The sequence below is a fragment of the Nitratidesulfovibrio sp. D1 genome, from assembly GCF_051133415.1.
Lineage (GTDB): Bacteria > Desulfobacterota > Desulfovibrionia > Desulfovibrionales > Desulfovibrionaceae > Cupidesulfovibrio.
This window is the reverse complement of record NZ_JBPGNZ010000006.1, coordinates 63,915-81,209: the sequence shown is the minus strand read 5'-3', so window position 1 is coordinate 81,209 and position 17,295 is coordinate 63,915. Positions and strand designations below refer to the sequence as shown.

Annotated in this window: 13 protein-coding genes; 3 read left to right on the top strand and 10 right to left on the bottom strand. The window is 70.8% G+C overall.

Going from position 1 to position 17,295, the window contains the following annotated elements; all coding sequences use genetic code 11:
- Positions 1 to 48: 48 nt before the first annotated feature.
- Both ACR4XJ_RS13330 and ACR4XJ_RS13325 read right to left on the bottom strand, forming a co-directional pair.
- Complete coding sequence (locus tag ACR4XJ_RS13330) at positions 49 to 3,159, bottom strand: ATP-binding cassette domain-containing protein (protein ID WP_434755661.1); 3,111 nt, start codon at positions 3,157 to 3,159, stop codon at positions 49 to 51.
- Positions 3,156 to 4,253 carry an HlyD family efflux transporter periplasmic adaptor subunit gene (locus tag ACR4XJ_RS13325; RefSeq protein WP_434755660.1) on the bottom strand — a complete coding sequence of 366 codons (1,098 nt, stop codon included), beginning with the start codon at positions 4,251 to 4,253 and terminating at the stop codon, positions 3,156 to 3,158. Before ACR4XJ_RS13325 ends, ACR4XJ_RS13330 begins: the two co-directional genes overlap by 4 nt.
- 143 nt (positions 4,254 to 4,396) lie before the next feature.
- On the opposite strand from ACR4XJ_RS13325, the gene ACR4XJ_RS13320 reads away from it, so the two are divergent.
- From ACR4XJ_RS13320 to ACR4XJ_RS13310, 3 genes are all read left to right on the top strand, one after another.
- On the top strand, positions 4,397 to 5,113 hold the full coding sequence (locus tag ACR4XJ_RS13320; RefSeq protein WP_434755659.1) for a TetR/AcrR family transcriptional regulator: 717 nt from the start codon (positions 4,397 to 4,399) through the stop codon (positions 5,111 to 5,113).
- On the top strand, positions 5,110 to 6,720 hold the full coding sequence (locus ACR4XJ_RS13315) for an efflux transporter outer membrane subunit (RefSeq protein WP_434755658.1): 1,611 nt from the start codon (positions 5,110 to 5,112) through the stop codon (positions 6,718 to 6,720). The genes ACR4XJ_RS13320 and ACR4XJ_RS13315 overlap by 4 nt, the downstream gene beginning before the upstream one ends.
- Positions 6,721 to 6,884: 164 nt before the next feature.
- Entirely contained in the window at positions 6,885 to 7,061 is a 177-nt protein-coding gene (locus ACR4XJ_RS13310; RefSeq protein WP_434755657.1) for a hypothetical protein, read from the top strand.
- Between the two features lie 153 nt (positions 7,062 to 7,214).
- Here ACR4XJ_RS13310 and ACR4XJ_RS13305 read toward each other — a convergent pair whose 3' ends face one another.
- The 8 genes from ACR4XJ_RS13305 to ACR4XJ_RS13270 all read right to left on the bottom strand — a co-directional run bounded on the left by ACR4XJ_RS13305 (position 7,215) and on the right by ACR4XJ_RS13270 (position 17,074).
- Entirely contained in the window at positions 7,215 to 7,748 is a 534-nt protein-coding gene (locus tag ACR4XJ_RS13305; protein WP_434755656.1) for a MarR family winged helix-turn-helix transcriptional regulator, read from the bottom strand.
- Entirely contained in the window at positions 7,745 to 9,301 is a 1,557-nt protein-coding gene (locus ACR4XJ_RS13300; RefSeq protein ID WP_434755655.1) for an efflux transporter outer membrane subunit, read from the bottom strand. Before ACR4XJ_RS13300 ends, ACR4XJ_RS13305 begins: the two co-directional genes overlap by 4 nt.
- Positions 9,294 to 12,530 carry an efflux RND transporter permease subunit gene (locus ACR4XJ_RS13295; protein ID WP_434755654.1) on the bottom strand — a complete coding sequence of 1,079 codons (3,237 nt, stop codon included), beginning with the start codon at positions 12,528 to 12,530 and terminating at the stop codon, positions 9,294 to 9,296. Before ACR4XJ_RS13295 ends, ACR4XJ_RS13300 begins: the two co-directional genes overlap by 8 nt.
- A gap of 25 nt (positions 12,531 to 12,555) precedes the next feature.
- Entirely contained in the window at positions 12,556 to 13,785 is a 1,230-nt protein-coding gene (locus ACR4XJ_RS13290) for an efflux RND transporter periplasmic adaptor subunit (protein WP_434755770.1), read from the bottom strand.
- 233 nt (positions 13,786 to 14,018) lie between these two features.
- Positions 14,019 to 14,873, bottom strand: a complete 855-nt coding sequence (locus tag ACR4XJ_RS13285) for a TetR/AcrR family transcriptional regulator (protein WP_434755653.1) — start codon at positions 14,871 to 14,873, stop codon at positions 14,019 to 14,021.
- Between the two features lie 300 nt (positions 14,874 to 15,173).
- Positions 15,174 to 16,019 carry a DUF169 domain-containing protein gene (locus ACR4XJ_RS13280; RefSeq protein ID WP_434755652.1) on the bottom strand — a complete coding sequence of 282 codons (846 nt, stop codon included), beginning with the start codon at positions 16,017 to 16,019 and terminating at the stop codon, positions 15,174 to 15,176.
- 91 nt (positions 16,020 to 16,110) lie between these two features.
- Positions 16,111 to 16,560, bottom strand: a complete 450-nt coding sequence (locus ACR4XJ_RS13275; protein WP_434755651.1) for a MarR family winged helix-turn-helix transcriptional regulator — start codon at positions 16,558 to 16,560, stop codon at positions 16,111 to 16,113.
- A gap of 142 nt (positions 16,561 to 16,702) precedes the next feature.
- Positions 16,703 to 17,074, bottom strand: a complete 372-nt coding sequence (locus ACR4XJ_RS13270) for a TraR/DksA family transcriptional regulator (RefSeq protein ID WP_434755650.1) — start codon at positions 17,072 to 17,074, stop codon at positions 16,703 to 16,705.
- Positions 17,075 to 17,295 lie beyond the last annotated feature (221 nt).

The following is a 17,295-nucleotide window of genomic DNA, read 5'->3' as shown; positions in this document are numbered from 1 at the left end:
CCATTCTGACGACGGCAGAGGGAAAAAGGACCATGGCGTTGACGCCCCCTAATCCAGCCGCTTGCGGCAGCGCAGCCGCGCCACGGTCAGAAAGAACGCCGCCAGCGCGGCCAGGGCCAGCGCGTTGGGCACGATGACCTCCCACACCTCGCCCGCCAGGAAGATGGTCTTCAGCAGGGTGGCGAAGTAGCGCGCCGCGATGATGTACGACACCACCTGCACGAAGGCGGGGGTGCTTTCCAGGTCGAAGATGAACCCCGACAGGAACAGCGCGGGCAGGAAGGTGGCCAGCAGCGCGGCCTGCCCGGCGATGAACTGGTTGCGCGCCAGCACCGAAATCAGCAGCCCCATGCCCAGCGCCGCCGTGAGGAACAGCGACGACGCCCCGGCCAGCACCGCCAGCGAGCCGCGCAGGGGCACCCCGAACAGGTACAGGGCCATGAGCACGGTCAGCACCATGCCGCCCATGCCCAGCACGAAATAGGGCAGCAGCTTGCCGGTGAGCAGTTCGCCCATGCGCACCGGGGTCACCAGCAGGGCCTCCATGGTGCCGCGTTCCCATTCGCGGGCCATGACCATGGCGGTCAGCAGCGCGCCGGTCAGGGTCATGATCAGCACCATCAGCCCCGGCACCAGGAAATGGCGGCTGTCCGAGGTGGGGTTGAACCACATGCGCGTGTCCAGCCGCACCGCCGGAACCTGACCGGCGGCGGCCACCCGGCCGGACAGCCAGCCTTGCCACACCGAGGTGACGTAGCCGGACACGGTGCGGGCGTTGTTGGGGTCCACCCCGTTGACGATGAGTTGCACCGGCACGGTGCCCGTGTCGCCCGCCGGGGGTGCGCCGTCGGGCCGGGCCGTTCCCCCCATAGCCCCGCCGGTGGCGTCGGACAGGCGGCGGGCGAAGTCCGATTGCAGGTGCACGATGGCGTCCACCCGCCCGGCGCGCAGGTCTTCCTCGGCCTGGCGCATGCCGGTGGCCACGCGCGGGCGGAAGGTGTCGGCCAGCAGCAGCCGCGCGGCGAATTCCATGGCCTCCGGCCCCAGGTCGTCGGCCACGATGGCCACGGGCACGTCGCGGGCGTCCAGGCTGATGCCGTAGCCGAACAGGAGCAGCAGCACCACGGGCATGACCAGCGCGATGGCGATGGCGCTGGGGTCGCGCACCACCTGCAACCATTCCTTGCGCAGCAGGCCGCGCATGCGCACCGCCAGGGCATGCGGGGCGGAACGTCCGCCGGAGGGCATGGCGGGCGCCGGACCGGACGGGAGCGGCGCGGCGTCGGACAGGGGAGACGTGCCGGGCGTGGCAGGCGTGGGCGCTGCCGGTGCGCTGGCCCGGTGGCGCTCCGCCAGCGCGATGAAGGCCCGTTCGATGGTGGGCGGACTGTCGGGGGTGTCGGGGGCGGGGGGGGCCAGGGCGCGGATTTCCGCCGGGGCGCCCAGGGTCAGCACCTCGCCGCCCACCAGGATGGCCATGCGGTCGCAGTATTCCGCCTCGTCCAGGAAGTGGGTGGTGACGATGACCGTGACGCCCGATTCCGCCAGCGCGGTGATGCGCCGCCAGAACTCGCGCCGGGCCAGCGGGTCCACGCCCGAGGTGGCCTCGTCCAGGAACAGGATGTCCGGTTCGTGCATCAGGGCGCAGGCCATGGCCAGCCGCTGGCGGTAGCCCAGCGACAGTTCGCCGCTCTGGGCGTCGGCCACGCCGTCCAGGTCGAAGTCGCGCAGGGCCCAGGCGATGCGGGCGTCGCGCGCCGGGCCGGAAAGGCCGTAGGCGCTGGCGAAGAAGCGCAGGTTTTCGATGACCGAAAGCTGCCCGTACAGCGAGAATTTCTGGGCCACGTAACCCACCCGGCGGCGGGCGGCGGCTGGGGCCCGGCGCAGGTCCACCCCGGCCACGCGCAGGCTGCCGCCGGTGGGCGGCAACAGGCCGCAGAGCATGCGGAAAATGGTGGACTTGCCCGCGCCGTTGGGACCCAGCAGCCCGAAGATTTCGCCGCGCCGCACGTCGAAGCTGGCCCCCTTCACGGCCATGAACGCGCCGAAGCGGCGCTCGAGGCCGCGCACCTCGATGACGGGTGGCGCGCCCGGTGCGTCGGCAGCGGGGGAGGCGGCCAAGTCGGGCGGCGTACAGTCCGGTTCGGGCGGGGCGGGGGTATCGGCGGGCGCGGGCTCTTCGCCCGTGTCCGGTCCCTGCGGCAGCGCGGCGAACAGGGCCAGGAAGCCGTCCTCGAAGCCGGGGGCGCGGGGATGCAGGCGGCCTATCGTGCCCGCCTCCTGCCCTTCTCCGGCCAGCAGGCCGCAGTCCACCAGCGCCCGCGCCGCTTCCGGGGTGTCCGTGAGCAGGCGCACCCCGCCCGCGTGCAGCACCGCATCGGTGACGCCGGGGGCCGCGCCCAGCAGGGTCTGGGCCGCGCGGGCGCGCACGGCGGGGGTGACAAACCAGGTGCGCCCCGTCAGCGGCCGGGTGAAGTCGCCGGGCGGGCCGTCGCCCACCAGCCGCCCGTGATGCATGATGGCCACCCGGTCGCAGTGTTCCGCCTCGTCGAGGTAGGCGGTGCTGACCAGCACGGTGATGCCGTGCCCGCGCACCAGCGAGAACACGATGTTCCACAGTTCGCGCCGCGACAGCGGGTCCACGCCCACGGTGGGTTCGTCCAGCAGCAGCAGCCGGGGCGAGCGGACCAGGGTGCAGGCCAGCCCCAGCTTCTGTTTCATGCCGCCGGAAAGCCGCCCGGCCAGCCTGTCGAGGAAGGGGGAAAGGCCGGTCATGCGCATCAGCGCGGGCCAGCGCTCGGCCTTTTGTGCGGCTGATACCCCGTGCAGGTCCGCGTACAGGGACAGGTTTTCGGCCACGGAAAGGTCTTCGTACAGGCCGAAGCGCTGGGGCATGTACCCGATGGCCGACTGCACGGCCTGCGCCTCGGCCACGGTGTCGCGGCCGAGCACCGTCAGGCTGCCCGCGTCGGGCAGCAGCAGCCCGGCGGCCAGGCGCAGCAGGGTGGTCTTGCCCGCGCCGTCGGGGCCGAGAAGGCCGTTGATGGTGCCGGGGGCGAGGTCCAGCGTCACCCCGTCCACGGCGCGCACCTCCCTGCCTGCGGCGCGGAAGGTCCGGCACAGCCCGCGCGCGGAGAACACGGGCGAGGGGGAGGTCATTGGGAGGCCTCGGTCTGCGCCGTGGGGGGGGCCTCGGTCTGCGCCGTGGGGGAAGCAGAGGCGGTCGCGTTGGCCTGTCGTGTCTCGCCTGTCCGCACGGGCACCGCGTGGCCCTCGCGCAGGGTGACCGTGGCGGGCATGCCCAGGCGCAGCACGTCGTTGGGGTCGCGTACGAACACGCGCGCCTCGTACACCAGCGAGGTGCGCAGTTCCGGCGTTTCCACGTTGCGGGGGGTGAATTCCGCCGTGGGCGAGATGAACCCCAGCCAGCCCTCCAGCGGCTGGCCGGGCCGGGCGTCGATGGCCACCTCGGCGGGCATGCCTTCGTGCACCCGGCCGAGCTGGGTTTCCGTCAGGTAGGCGCGCACCCACTTGGGGTCGGTGATGGCCACGGTGCACACCGGGCGCTGGGCAGAGGCCATGTCGCCCGGCTCCAGCAGGCGCGAACGCACCACCCCTGACAAGGGCGCGCGCAGTTCGCTGTCCGCGCGGCGCTGCTCCAGCACGGCCAGGTCGGCCCGCTGGGCGGCCAGTGCGGCGCGGGCCTCGTCGATGTCCTCGCGCCGGGGGCCTTCCTCCACCAGGGCCAGCTGGGCCTGGGCCACGCGCAGGCGGGCGGCGGCCCGGTCGCGCGCGGCCAGGGCGTCGTCCACGTCCTGCTCGCGCGCGGCCCCGGTGCCGGACAGGGCGCGCAGCCGGGCAAAGGTGCGCTCGGCGTTGGCCAGTTCCACGGCGGCGGCGTCGGCATCGGCGCGGGCGCGGCGCTTTTCCTGCGGGCGCGAACCGTTCTCCAGCCGGGCCAGCGCGGCGGCCTGCGCGGCCACGCGGGCCTTGGCGCGGGATATCTCGCGGTCCAGGCGGTCGGTTTCCAGCACGGCCACCAGCGCGCCGGGGGCCAGCCGGTCGCCCTCGCGGGCCAGCACCCGCGCCACGCGCTCGGCGTCCTTGAAGGCCAGGGAAACCTGGCGCAGGTCCACGTTGCCGTACAGCACCACCGGCCCCGCGTCGGGCGCGGGGCGCAGGGCGCGCCAGGCCAGCGCGCCGCCGGCCATGCACAGCACCAGCACGGCGAGGACGAGAATGCGTTTCTTCATGCGCTGCTCCGGGTGCGCGCGGGGTCCGCGCGGTGTCGGTTCCGGGATGACGGCCCCAGCCTAGTGGGGCGGCGGGCAAAAGTAAAATTCAAATTTAAATTTTGAATTTGACACTGCCCCCGTGGCTATCCTATAGCATGCGCATGAAGAAGTCGTCCGATCACAAGGGCCATGCGGCCGCCGCAAGGGGCGCGGCCCGCGAGCAAGGCCGCGAATCCACCCGCCAGCGCCTGCTGGAGGCGGCGGGCATGGTCTTTGCCGAGCACGGCTACGACCGGGCCACGGGCAAGGAAATCTGCGACCTGGCCGGGGCCAACCCGGCGGCCATCAACTACCATTTCGGCGGCAAGGACAAGCTGTACGCCGCCGCCCTGCACGAGGCGCACCGCCGCTTCCTCACGGCCGAGGACCTGCGCGCCTCGCTGCCGCCCGGCGCGCCCCCGGCCGAGCGGGTGGGCATCATCATCCGCGACCTGTTGTCCAACCTGCTCACCACCGACCCCGCGGCCTGGCAACTGAAGCTGATGACCCAGGAGATGATGCGCCCCACGCCCTTCCTGGACGAACTGGTGCGCGCCGAGATTGCGCCCAAGTCCATGTTCCTGCGCGGGGCGGTGTCCGAACTGCTGGGCCAGCCCGACAGCCATCCGTCCGTCCAGCTTTCGTGCATGAACATCATCGCCATGTGCCTCAGCCTGTACCTGAACCGCGAGATTTTCCGCCGGGTGTTCCCCGGCCTTGCCCTTTCGGCCGACGGGCTGGAACTGCTCACCGCGCACACCCTGGCCTTCGTCACCGGCGGACTGCGGCAGGTGGCCGCCATTGCGCCGGGGCCGCCATTGCCGCAGGAGACGCCATGAACGCGCACCGCGCACCGGCGGGACATCCCCGCGCCTTGCGGGACCTGTTCCCCTTCCTGACGCTGTCCGTCCTCCTCTTTTCGGGGTTTGTCCTTTCGGGCTGCGCCGTAGGGCCGGACTACGACCGGCCCGTCCCGCCCGCCGCGCCCACGGAGTGGAGCGCCGCCACGACCCGGCCGGAACTTTCCGCAGCCGCAGGCAAGGATGGCGCTGCCTCCGGCGGTTCCGGGGCCGCCCGCGCCGCCGTGGCCGCCGCCGCCCCCGACGGCCAGTGGTGGGACCGCATGGGCGACCCGCTGCTGTCGGAACTGGTGGCCACGGCCGTGGGGCACAACAACGACGCCCTGATGGCCGCCGCCAACCTGCGCGAGGCCCGCGCCGTGGTGGGCGTGGCCCGGGGTGCGCTGCTGCCCGAGGCGGCGGCGGGCGGCAGCTTCGAGCGCAGCCGGGTGAGCAGCAACACCCTGACCGGGCAGTCGCTGGACGCGGCCCGCATGCCCCTGGAAAGCGACCTGTATCAGGCCGGGTTCGACGCGCGGTGGGAAATCGACATCTTCGGCGGCGCGCGGCGCGGCGTGGAAGCGGCCCGCGCCCGGCAGCAGGCCGCCGAGGCCGGGCTGTCCGACGTGCAGCTTTCGGTGGCGGCGGAAACGGCCCGCGCCTACGTGGAACTGCGCGGCGCGCAGGCCCGGCTGGACGTGGCCGAACGCAACGCCGACGCCCAGCGCCGCACCCTGGACCTGGTGCGGCTGCGCCGCGACGTGGGCGTGGCCAGCGACATGAACGTGTTGCAGGCCGAGGCCCAGTTGCAGCGCACCGAGGCGTTGGTGCCCCCGCTGCGCGCGGCCACGGACGCCGCCATCCACCGGCTGGGCGTGCTGTGCGGCATGGCCCCGGCCGCCCTGCGCGACCGGCTGGCCCCGCGCGCCCCCCTGCCCGCCGTGCCCGACCTGGTGCCCGTGGGCCTGCCCTCGGACCTCTTGCTGCGCCGCCCGGACATCCGCCGCGTGGAGCACGAACTGCACGCGGCCACGGCCGACATCGGCCAGCGCGAGGCGGACCTGTTCCCCAAGTTCTCGCTCACCGGCTCGTACGGGCTGAACAGCATCCATTTCTCCGACCTGTTCCGCGACGACAGCCGCGCCTGGACCATCATGCCCGGCGTGCGCTGGGCCATCTTCGAGGGGGGGCGCACCCGCGCCGCCGTGGCCGCGCTGGAGGCCCGGCGCGAGGCCACCCTGGAGCGCTGGCGCAAGACCGTGCTGGTGGCCTTCGAGGAGGTGGAAACCTCGCTGGCCCGCTACGCCGAATCCTTCGTGGAACGCGAACGGCTGTCCCGCTCGCTGGACGCGCAGGCCGAAGCCACCCGGCTGGCCAAGGTGCGCTACATGGAAGGCGTGGACGATCTGCTGACCGTGCTGGACGCCGAGCGCCGCCAGCTGGAGGTGGAAGAGGCCCTGGCCCGCAGCCGTTCCGGCGTGCTGCTGCACCTGGTGTCGCTGTACAAGGCCCTGGGCGGCGGCTGGACTGAAGGAGCCGGGGGGGCCGGACCCGATCCGGCGGCCCCGGCGGAGACGCAGCCCGCGCCCCGGGCCGCACGCCAGTGACGCGCCCTGCGGCGGGCGGCACGCCCCGGCAGGGGCTTGCATGACGGCGCGCTCCGTGCCATGACGGCGCACCGTCCGGCGTCATGTCTTCCGGCGTCATGCCCGGAGCGGCGCGCCGGGTTTCATCCCTTCCGGACAGAACGGACCTTTCCAAAGGAGGCCCCATGCCCGTCATTCCCATGATCCTGACCGTGCTCGGCGCGTGGCTGTGGTACCAGGCGTTCGTGGCGTGGAAGCGCCACAAGGCCGGTGACCCCAAGGCCAAGGCCGTGGCCATCGTCTGCGTGGCGGGCGCCCTGGTCGCCATGCTCGGCGGCGTGCTGGGCGGCCTGCCCAGGTAACGCCGCCCCCGCCTTTTCCCACTGCCCGCACGACGAAAAACGCGGCGTCTTCGCAGGAAGACGCCGCGTTGTCGTTGGTCCGTCATCCGCCGGACTGCCGGGTTGCCGGACTGGCGCGGCTGGCGCGGCTGACGCGGCTGACGCGAGTTGCCGTCAGTCCGTGGTTTCCGGGCGGCAGGGGGGGCATGCCCCCGCCTCGTCCCTATCCTGCCCATTCTGCCCACTCAGGGCCTCCAGCTTGTCCAGCAGGCGCAGCATCACCGTGTGGGCGATGGCCACGTGCTCCTCGGGGATGTCGTCCATCAGTTCGTCGCGCAGGGCGAAACCGGTGTCCAGCATGGCGTCGTACACCGGGCGGGCCTGGCCGGTCAGGGCCACCAGCTTCACCCGGCGGTCGGTTTCCGACGGCTGGCGGCGCACCCAGCCCTCCTTTTCCATGCGGTCCAGCAGGCGCACCAGGGTGGGGCCCTCCACGCCCAGCAGTTCGGCCACGCGGCCCTGGGGCAGCGTGCCGTGCTCGGACAGCAGCCAGATGACCACCCAGCTGGTGTCGGACAGACCCATGGGGCGGAAGCGCCGGTCGAACTCGGCCCGCCAGGCGCGGGCCAGTTCCTTCACGGTGTGGCCGAAGCCGTGCGCGCCATGGCGCTCGGCGCGGTCCACCCGGCAGCGGCGGCATTCGCTCATTGCGCGGTCGCCACGGCCTTTTCGGACGGTGCCGCGTCATTGCGGGCCTCTTCCGGCTGCTGCGGGGCGATGCCCGCCCAGCCGCCGCCCAGGGCGCGGTAGATCTCGACCACGGCCACCAGCTGGTCGCGCTGGGCCGAGGCCAGGGCTATCTCCACCTCGAACAGGGTGCGTTCGGCGTCCAGCACTTCGAGGTAGCTGGAATACCCGTTGTCGTAGCGCAGCCTGGCCAGGTGCAGCGAGCGGCGCAGCGCGGTGATCTGGGTGGTCTGCGCCTCCACCACGCCGCGCGCCTTGCGGTTGGACACCAGGGCGTCCTGCGCCTCGCGGAAGGCGTCCTGCACGGCCTTTTCGTATCCGGCCAGGGCGGCGCGCTGGCGCGCCTCGGCCGCCTCCACCCCGGCCTTGACCCGGCCGAAGTCGAAGATGGGCATGGTCACGCTGCCCGCGTACCGCCACGTGCCGGAAGGCCCGGTGAACAGGCGGGTCAGGTCGGTGCTCTCGTAGCCCAGCAGGCCGGTGAGCGAGATGGACGGGAAGTACGCCGCCTTGGCCACGCCGATGTTGGCGCTGGCCGCGGCCAGCTGCTGTTCCGCCTGCACGATGTCCGGGCGGCGTTCCAGCAGGGCCGAGGGCAGCCCGGCGGGCACGCTGGGGGGCACGGGCACGGCGTCCACGGCCAGGCCGCGTTCCACGGTGCCGGACACGATGTCGCGCGGGCTCCTGCCGGTCAGCACGCCCAGCGCGCCTTCGCTGGCGGCCACGTTGTATTCCAGGGTGTGCACGGTGGACCGGGCGGCGGCGGCTTCGGCAATGGCCTGGCGGTAGTCCAGTTCGCTGGTCAGGCCCAGTTCGAAGCGCACCTTGCGCAACTCCTGGGTGGATTCGCGCGAGGCCAGCGTGTCGCGGGCCACCTGCAATTGCTGGTCGTAGGCGCGCAGGTCGAAGTAGGTGCGGGCCACCTGCGCCGTCAGGGCCAGGCGCACGGTGTCGCGCGCGGCCACGGTGGACAGCAGTTGCGCGCGGGCGGCCTCGGTGGCGCGGCGGTAGCGGCCCCACAGGTCCACCTCGTACGACAGCGCGCCGCCCACGTTGTGCAGGTCCTGGATGCGGGTGTCTTCGGTGAACGAGTTGAGGCTGTTCAGCGAATAGCGCTGGCGCTCGGAACCGCCCCTGGCGTCCAGCCGGGGCATCTGGTCGGCCCGGGCAAGGCCCAGTTGGGCGCGGGCCTCGTCCACGTTGGCGATGGCCTTGGCCAGGTCGCGGTTGTGGTCCAGCGCGGCGGCCACCAGGGCGTCCAGCGCCGGGTCGTCGAAGCCCTTCCACCAGCCGTCCTGCACGTCGCCCGCGTCGGCCGTGCCCTCGCGCCAGGCGTCGGGCAGGTCCATGGCGGGCCGGGCATGGTCGGGGCCGAAGGCGCAGCCGGTCAGCATGGCCGCCAGCAGCACCGCCGCCAGCGTCCTCGCCAGCAGCGGGGACATCCGCCGTGCCGCGCGGGCGGGGGCGGCCGGGCGCCGCCCCCGGTCGCATGTGAAGCCCTGAAGGCTAGTCATGGCGCTTCTCCTTGTTGCAGGCGTCATCGCCGGATCTCTCCGTGCCGTCGTCCGGCAGGCCCTCGAAGGCCGAGTGGCGGTCCTCTTCGCAGTACTTGCCCACGGCCATGGTGCGCATGGCCTCGGTGCCGCGCATGTGTTCGCTGGCGCCCATGATCAGCCGGTAGAACATGGGGATGAAGAAGGTGGCGATGAAGGTCGCCGCCAGCATCCCGCCGATGACCCCGGTGCCGATGGAGTGCCGGCTGGCCGCGCCCGCGCCGGTGCTGATGGCCAGCGGCACGCAGCCCAGCACGAAGGCCAGCGAGGTCATGATGATGGGCCTGAAGCGCAGGCGGGCGGCCTCGATGGCCGATTCCACCAGCGAAAGCCCCTCGTGCCGCTTGATCACCGCGAATTCCACGATGAGGATGGCGTTCTTGGCCGCGAGGCCGATGAGCGTGACCAGCGAGATCTGGAGGTACACGTCGTTGGCGAGGCCGCGCAGCCACACCGCGCAGATGGCCCCGAACAGGGCGAACGGCACGGCCATGATGACCGCCAGCGGCAGCGACCACTTTTCGTACTGCGCCGCCAGGATCAGGAAGACCATGACCAGGCCCAGCACGAACACCAGCGACGAGGAGCCGCCGGTCTGCTTTTCCTGGTAGGCGGAACCGGACCAGGCCAGGGTGAATTCCGCGGGCAGCACCTCCGCCGCCACCTGCTCGACGGCCGCGATGGCCTGGCCCGAGCTGTACCCGGCGGCGGGGCCGCCCACCACCTTGGCGGCGGGGAACACGTTGAAGCGTTCCACCACCTCGGGGCCGGTCACTTCCTGCACGTCCACCAGCGAGGTGAGGGGGATCATCTCGCCCGAGGTGGCGCGCACGAACACGTTGGCCACGTCCGCCGGGCGGGCGCGGAAGTCGGCCTCCGACTGCATCTGCACCTTGAAGGTGCGGCCGAACTTGTTGAAGTCGTTGACGTAGCTGGCCCCGAAGGTGGCCTGCATGGTGTCGAAGATGGTGTTCACCGGCACGCCCAGGGCCTTCGCCTTGTTGCGGTCCAGGCTGATGAACAGCTGCGGCGCGTTGGCGCTGAAGGTGGTCTGCACGCCCGCCAGTTCCGGCCGCCTGGCCGCGGCGGCGATGAGCTTGTTCACCGTGGCGGCCAGGTCCTTGCTGTCGCCTTCGCCGCGGTTCTGCACGTACAGTTCGAAGCCGCCGGTGTTGCTCATGCCCGAGATGGGCGGCGGGTTGAAGGCCAGCACGATGCCTTCGGGCACGCCCATGCCCACGCCGAAGACCTTGCGGGCGTAGTCGAACGACGACTGCCCCGGCCCCTTGCGCTCGTCCCACGGCTTCAGCGGCACGAACGAGGTGACGAAGTTGGGCTTGGGCACGCCGGAGAGCAGGTCGTAGCCGGTCAGGGTGATCAGGTTGGCCACGCGGGGGTCTTCCATGTGGCTCTTGTCGATCAGGTCGGCCACCACGCGGGTGCGTTGCAGGCTGGCGCCGTCGGGCAGGATGGACAGGCCGATGATGTAGCCCTGGTCCTCGTCCGGGGCGAGGCCGCCGGGCACGATCTGGAAGAGGTGCCAGGTGACGCCGCCAAGGCAGGCGAACAGCACCAGCGCGAGGCCCGCGCGGCGGATGAGGAAGGTCACCCCGCCGGTGTAGCGGTGGGTGACGCGTTCGAACCACCCGTTGAACCAGCGGAAGAAGGCCGGCGGTTCATGATGGCCGGGCTTCAGCATCAGCGCGCACAGGGCGGGCGTCAGCGTCAGGGCCACCAGGCCCGAGATGACCACCGACACCGCGATGGTGATGGCGAACTGCTTGTACATCTGCCCGGCAAGGCCGCCCATGAAGGCCACGGGAATGAACACCGAGCACAGCACCAGCACGATGGCGATGACCGGCCCGGTCACTTCCTCCATGGCCTTGATGGTGGCCTTGCGCGGCGTCAGCCGCTCGGAGGCCATGATGCGCTCCACGTTTTCCAGCACCACGATGGCGTCGTCCACCACGATGCCGATGGCCAGCACCAGGCCGAACAATGTCAGCGTGTTGATGGAGAAGCCCAGCGCGTACATGCCCGCGAAGGTGCCCACGATGGACACCGGCACCGCAAGGCAGGGGATGAGCGTGGCCCGCCAGTTCTGCAGGAACAGGAACACTACCAGGAACACCAGCACCATGGCTTCCACCAGGGTGTGCACCACCTCGTTGATGGAGATGCGCACGAACTTGGTGGTGTCGTAGGGGATGGAATAGCTGATGCCGTCGGGGAAGCGCTGCGACAGTTCCTGCATCTTGGCGGCCACGCGGTCGGCCGTTTCCAGCGCGTTGGCCCCCGGCGTCAGGAACACGCCCACGGCCACCGTGGGCTTGCCGTTGAGCTGGGTGCGGACGTCGTAGTCCTTGGCGCCCAGTTCCACGCGGGCCACGTGCTTGAGCAGCAGGGTGGAGCCGTCGGACTCCGCGCGCAGGATGATGTTCTCGAATTCCTCGGGGGTGGTCAGGCGGCCCTTGGTGGTGACCAGGTAGTTCAGTTCCAGCGGGCTGCTGGACGGCTCCTGCCCGATGCGCCCGGCCGCGAACTGGGCGTTCTGCTCGCGGATGGCCAGCGCCACGTCGCCGGGGGTCAGCTTGAGCTGGGCCAGCTTGTCCGGGTGCAGCCAGACGCGCATGGAGTAGTCCTTGGCCCCGAAGATGGCGGCGTCGCCGACGCCGGGCAGGCGCTTCAGCTCGTCCACCACGTTCACCAGCACGTAGTTGCTGATGTACACCGAGTCGTACCGGCCGTCGGGCGAGAAGGTGTTCACCACCTGAAGGATGGAGGGCGACCGCTTGGTCACCGTGACGCCCTGGCGGCGCACTTCTTCCGGCAGCGCGGCGGTGGCGGCCTGCACGCGGTTGTTGACGTTGATGGTGGCCTGGTCGGGGTTGGTGCCCACGGCGAAGGACACGGAAATGGTCATCGCGCCGTTGCCGGCGCTGACCGAGTTCATGTACAGCATGCCGTCCACGCCGTTGATCTGCTGTTCCAGCGGCGAGGCCACCGTGGCCGCGATGACCTCGGGGCTGGCGCCGGGATACACGGCGGAGACGATGACCTGCGGCGGCACGATTTCCGGATACTGCGCGATGGGCAGCGTGCGCATGGCCATGAACCCCGCCAGCATGATCACGATGGAGATCACGCACGCGAAGATGGGGCGGTGTATGAAAAAGCGTGATATCATTGCGGAATCCTGCTAAGGGCGCGAGCTAGGAGCCCTGGTTTGCGGCTTTGGTCGCATTTCCGGCGGGGGCCTGCCCGTTCTGGCCGGACTGGCCTGATTGGCCGGATTGGGCTTCGCGCGGCTGGCCGATGGTCACCGGCTGGCCGGGGCGCACCTTCAGAAGCCCCTCGACCACGTAGCGTTCACCGGCGGCAAGACCCTTTTCCACGATGTATTCGTTGCCGATGGGCAGGCCGATCTCCACGGGGCGCGGCTGGGCCACATCGCCTTCGCCGATCACCCACACCATGGGGCCCTGCTGGGTTTGCAGCACGGCGCGCTGGGGAATGGCCAGGGCGTTGTTGTACACCGCGCCGGTCATGATCACGCGCACGAACTGGCCGGGCAGCACTTCCGCCTCGGGGTTGGGGAATTCGGCGCGCACGCGGATGGTGCCGGTCAGCGGGTCCACCAGCGGGTCGATGAAGTTCACGCTGCCGGTGCGCTTGTAGGTGGAGCCGTCGATGAGGCGCACGGTGACGTCGTAGCCCTTCTTGGGCAGGGTGATCTTGCCTTCCTCTCGCATGCGGCGCAGGCGGAACAGGTCCACGCTGGGGGCGGAGTAGTTCACGTACACCGGGTCCACCTTGGAGATGGTGGTCAGCAGGCTGCCGTCGGCGGTGGTGGTGACCAGGCTGCCTTCCGACCGGGTCTCCTTGCTGGTCATGCCCGAGATGGGGGCCTCGACCCGGGTGTAGCCAAGGTTGATGCGCGCGGTCTTCACGCGGGCGCGCGCCTCTTCCAGCGCGGCCCTGGCCGAATCGAACTCGGCCACGGCGTCGTCGCGGTCCTTCTGGCTGACGGCGTTCTCGCGGTACAGGGGCAGCACGCGGTCGCGGTTGCTCTGGGCGCTTTGCAGGCGCGCCTCGGCCTGGGCCTGCTGGCCCAGGGCCTGGTCCAGGTCCGCCTTGAACGGTTCGGGGTCGATCTCGAACATCAGGTCGCCCTTCTTCACCGGGCGGCCTTCCGCGTAGGCGCGGCGCAGCAGGATGCCGCCCACCCGGGCGCGCACCTCGACCTCGCGCGAGCCCGCCGTCTGCCCCACGTATTCGTAGGTCAGGGGCAGGTCGCGCGGCTGCACCTCCTGCACCACCACCAGCGGGGCGGGCGCGGCCTTGGGGGCGGCGGATTCGTCCTTGCAGCCGGCCAGCATGGCCGCCAGGGCCAGGACCAGGGCGAACAGCCCCATGTGCAGGGCAGGCAGGGGCCGCGCCATGGCGGCGGCTCCGGCGCGGGGGCGGGGAGACGGAATGGGGAAGCGGTGTTGCATGGGGTGGTTCCTCCTCGGCGCGGCGTGGGATACGCCCGGTGCGCCGACATGCGGGGCGGTTGGGTGTGTCTCCCGGAATTCCGGTGCGCCGTGCCGGTCCGCGTTGCGACGGGGCGGGCTGGAAACGGAAGGAATCCGGTAGGGTGCTATTCTGTAGCGAGCTATCGAAGTGTCGCGTTCTACATGGGCCGGTGGGGACCGTCAACCCCGCGCCGCGCCACGGTCCGGCGGGGCGGGCGCCCGTGCCGGGGGCCGTGCGCCCGTGCCGGAGGTTGTGCGCCGGACATGGTGGCGATGCCGCCCATGGTGAAGCGGACCACGCCGTCCACGATGCGTTCGAGGGACTCGGGAGTGGGATCCTCGCGTCCGTAGATGTGGGCGATGGCGCCCCGGCCGTTGAAATAGAAGGTGATGTGCCCGAAGATGGCCAGCAGGCAGGTGCGCAGCACTTCCGGATCGTCGGCCGCCGGGCCCAGCAGCCCGCGCAGGATGTCGTCCAGCAGGTTGTTGACCGGGACGATGTGCTCGCGGATCAGGGCGTCCGAGGCGGGGCCGGGGTTGATCATCTCCAGCGACACCAGCTTGCCGTGCGCTTCGCTGACCGGGTCGTCGCCGCCGCCCAGCACGCGCAGCACCAGCCCGTGCACGAAGGCGCGCAGCCGTTCCTCGGGCGTGGATTCCGGCGTCACCCCCACGTCCAGCGGGAACGTGGCCTGGCAGGTGCGCATGTAGTGGTCCAGCATGGCGGCGTACAGCCTGTCCTTGCCGCCGAAATGATAATTCACGGCGGCCACGTTGGCCCCGGCCCGGCGGCAGATTTCGCGCACCGTGGCCGACTTGTAGCCGTGCTCGGCAAAGACCTCGGCCGCGGCGGCCAGCAGGCGTTCGCGCGTGCCCTGATCCTGCCTGTCCCGGCAGTCTTGCCTGTGCGGAGTGTCCGGCCTGTTTGGCCTGTTTGGCCTGCCCCGTTCGTCGGGAGGGGAGGCGCGGCGGGGGTGGTCCTGCCGTCCGGCCGTGCGGCCGTGGTCGCTCATTGTCCGCATCCTGTCGTTTCGCCGGTTGCCAACATAGTTTCAAATCCAAAATTCAATCATTGTTTGAGGCGTGGATATGCCGCCGGGCCACCCCTGTCAACCCTTGGCCGCCCGCGGGGGGCTGCAAGGGGGGCGGGCGGAATATCATGGCGTCATCTTGCGGACGGGCGCGGGTATGGGTGAATGATTTTTCGGGCCGGGCTCCCGGCGGGCCGGACAGCCGGGGCCGGGACCGGAACGGCGTTTGCCGCGCCCGGCCCCGACCCGGCGTCATCAGGACATCACCGGAAGGTCATCGTATCAGTCGGCCGGGCCTTCGCCCCAGGCGCGCATGCTTTTGGCCACCTTCTTGCGCACGCCCCGCCACGTGTCGCGGGTGAGCGCGGAATGCTCCATGGCGTCCAGCATCTTGCGGTACATGGGCAGCGGCACGGCAAAGCTCATTTCGTCGGTCTTCATGAACTTGCGGGCCGAAAGGTCGAACCCGCCCAGCACGGCGCGTTCTTCGCCGCGCTGCTGGTAAACCAGCGGCCAGGCGATGAGGCTGCCGCACCCGGCGCTGAACGGAGAGGCCACGGCGTTGTGGCTGCCCGTGGCGTAGCAGGCCAGCGAGAACAGGCCGTTCAGCGCTTCCGGCCGAGCGAAGAAGGCCACCACCAGCGGCTCCTCGTCGTCGCCGAACTGGCCCAGCGGCTTGAGCACACAGTATTTGGCCGGGGCTTCCGGAGGAATGGTGTCGTCCATGAAGGCGCGCATGGACTGGTGGTCGGGCAGGTAGTGCTCGCCTTCCATGGGCGTGCCGGGAATGCCCGTGGTCACGTAGAAGATGTTGGTTTCCAGGTACGGGCGGTACATGCCGGAATAGAAGCCGCCGCCCATGCAGCCGCAGGCTTCGTGGCTGATCCACGCCGCCTTCTTTTTCTTGCGGGCCAGCCACACGTTGCCCATGAGGCAGGAAAATTCGTTGGCGAAGGCCTTGTGCCAGTCGATCTGCCCGGCGGCCTCGCGGTCGCGGGTGAATATCTCGCCGGGCTTGGGGCCGAAGCCGTCGGCGGGTTTCTGGTCGGTGTAGTGCACGCCGAAGGGTTCCTCGTCGTGGCCCAGCAGTTCCAGCAGGCGTTGGGTACGTTCGATGACGGTCTGCATGGCGTTCCTCCCGTGTTGTTGGGGAATGGCAAGGCCGCGCGGCGGCCCCTCTTTCCGTGTGGCGTTCCCTGTTGCCGCGCGGCGGCCCGGTTCAGCGCTCGGTGGCGCGCAGGGTTTCCTTCACCGTGGCCAGCACCCGTATGCAGGTGGCGTGGTCCTGCGGGCTGACGTCCTTCAGGGTGAGGGCCAGCACCTCTTCGGTGACGGCCCGGCTGCGTTCCTTGAGTTCGTCGGCCTTTTTCGTGGCGCTGATGACCTTGCGCCGGGCGTCGGCAGCGTCGGGGGTGCGCACGATGAGCCCCTTCCGCTCCATGGCGGCGAGCGCGCGGCTCATGCTCGTCTTGTCCACGCATGCGATGTGGGCCAGTTCGTCCTGGCCGATGCTGCCCCGGTTCCAGACGAGCACCAGCACCCCCCACTGTTCGGCGGTGAGGTCGATGCCCTCCCGGGCCATCCTGCGGCGGAGAAAGGCGGCCATGAGCCGGTTGGCCGTGATGGTCATGAACCCCAGGTCTTCCAGGACATAGAAATCGTTGTTCATGACAACTATCGTGCCAAGGATGGTTGTCATTGTCAACTAGTCGCGCAGGGAGGAGGGAAAGGGCGTTTCGCGCCGAAGGCGGGAGGGAAGGCGCAGGGCATGGACCGGGCCGCGCGCGGGGCGGCCGGAAGAATGGCCGGGGCTACCGGGCCTCGATGCGCTCCACGGCCCCGGCGGGACGGCCCGCCTGGGCTTCCAGCTCGGCCTGGCAGTGCACGCACAGCCGGGTGGTGGGGCGGGCCAGCAACCGGGGCAGGGGGATGTCGTCGCCGCAGGCGTCGCACACTCCGTAGTCGTGGGCGTCCATGGCGCGCAGCACACCCTCGATTTCGCGGATGCGCCGCCCGGCGCGGTCCAGAAGGGTCATGCTGAGGGCCAGTTCGCTGATGCGAGAGGCGAATTCGTTCTCGTCGGCGCAGGCTTCCACGCCGCCCTCCACCAGCAGCTGGCGGCGCAGGTGGGTCAGTTCGGCTTCGAGGCGGCGGCGGATTTCGACGTGATGTCGGTCGGTCATGGCGCGTTCCTTCCGTGGCGCGGCGCAGGCTGGCGGGCCGCGCGGGCTGCGGGGCCATCCTGTCGTGCGGTCGGCCCCGGTTTCCGGACACTGCCCCTTCTGCCCCACGGGCGGGAATGGTGCGCGACGGCGGGGCGACGGGCCGCCGACAATCGGGTGACGCGCGCGCCGCCCATCTCCCGCCCCGGCGGCCCTTCACGCAATGTTCACCGGCCGGTCAT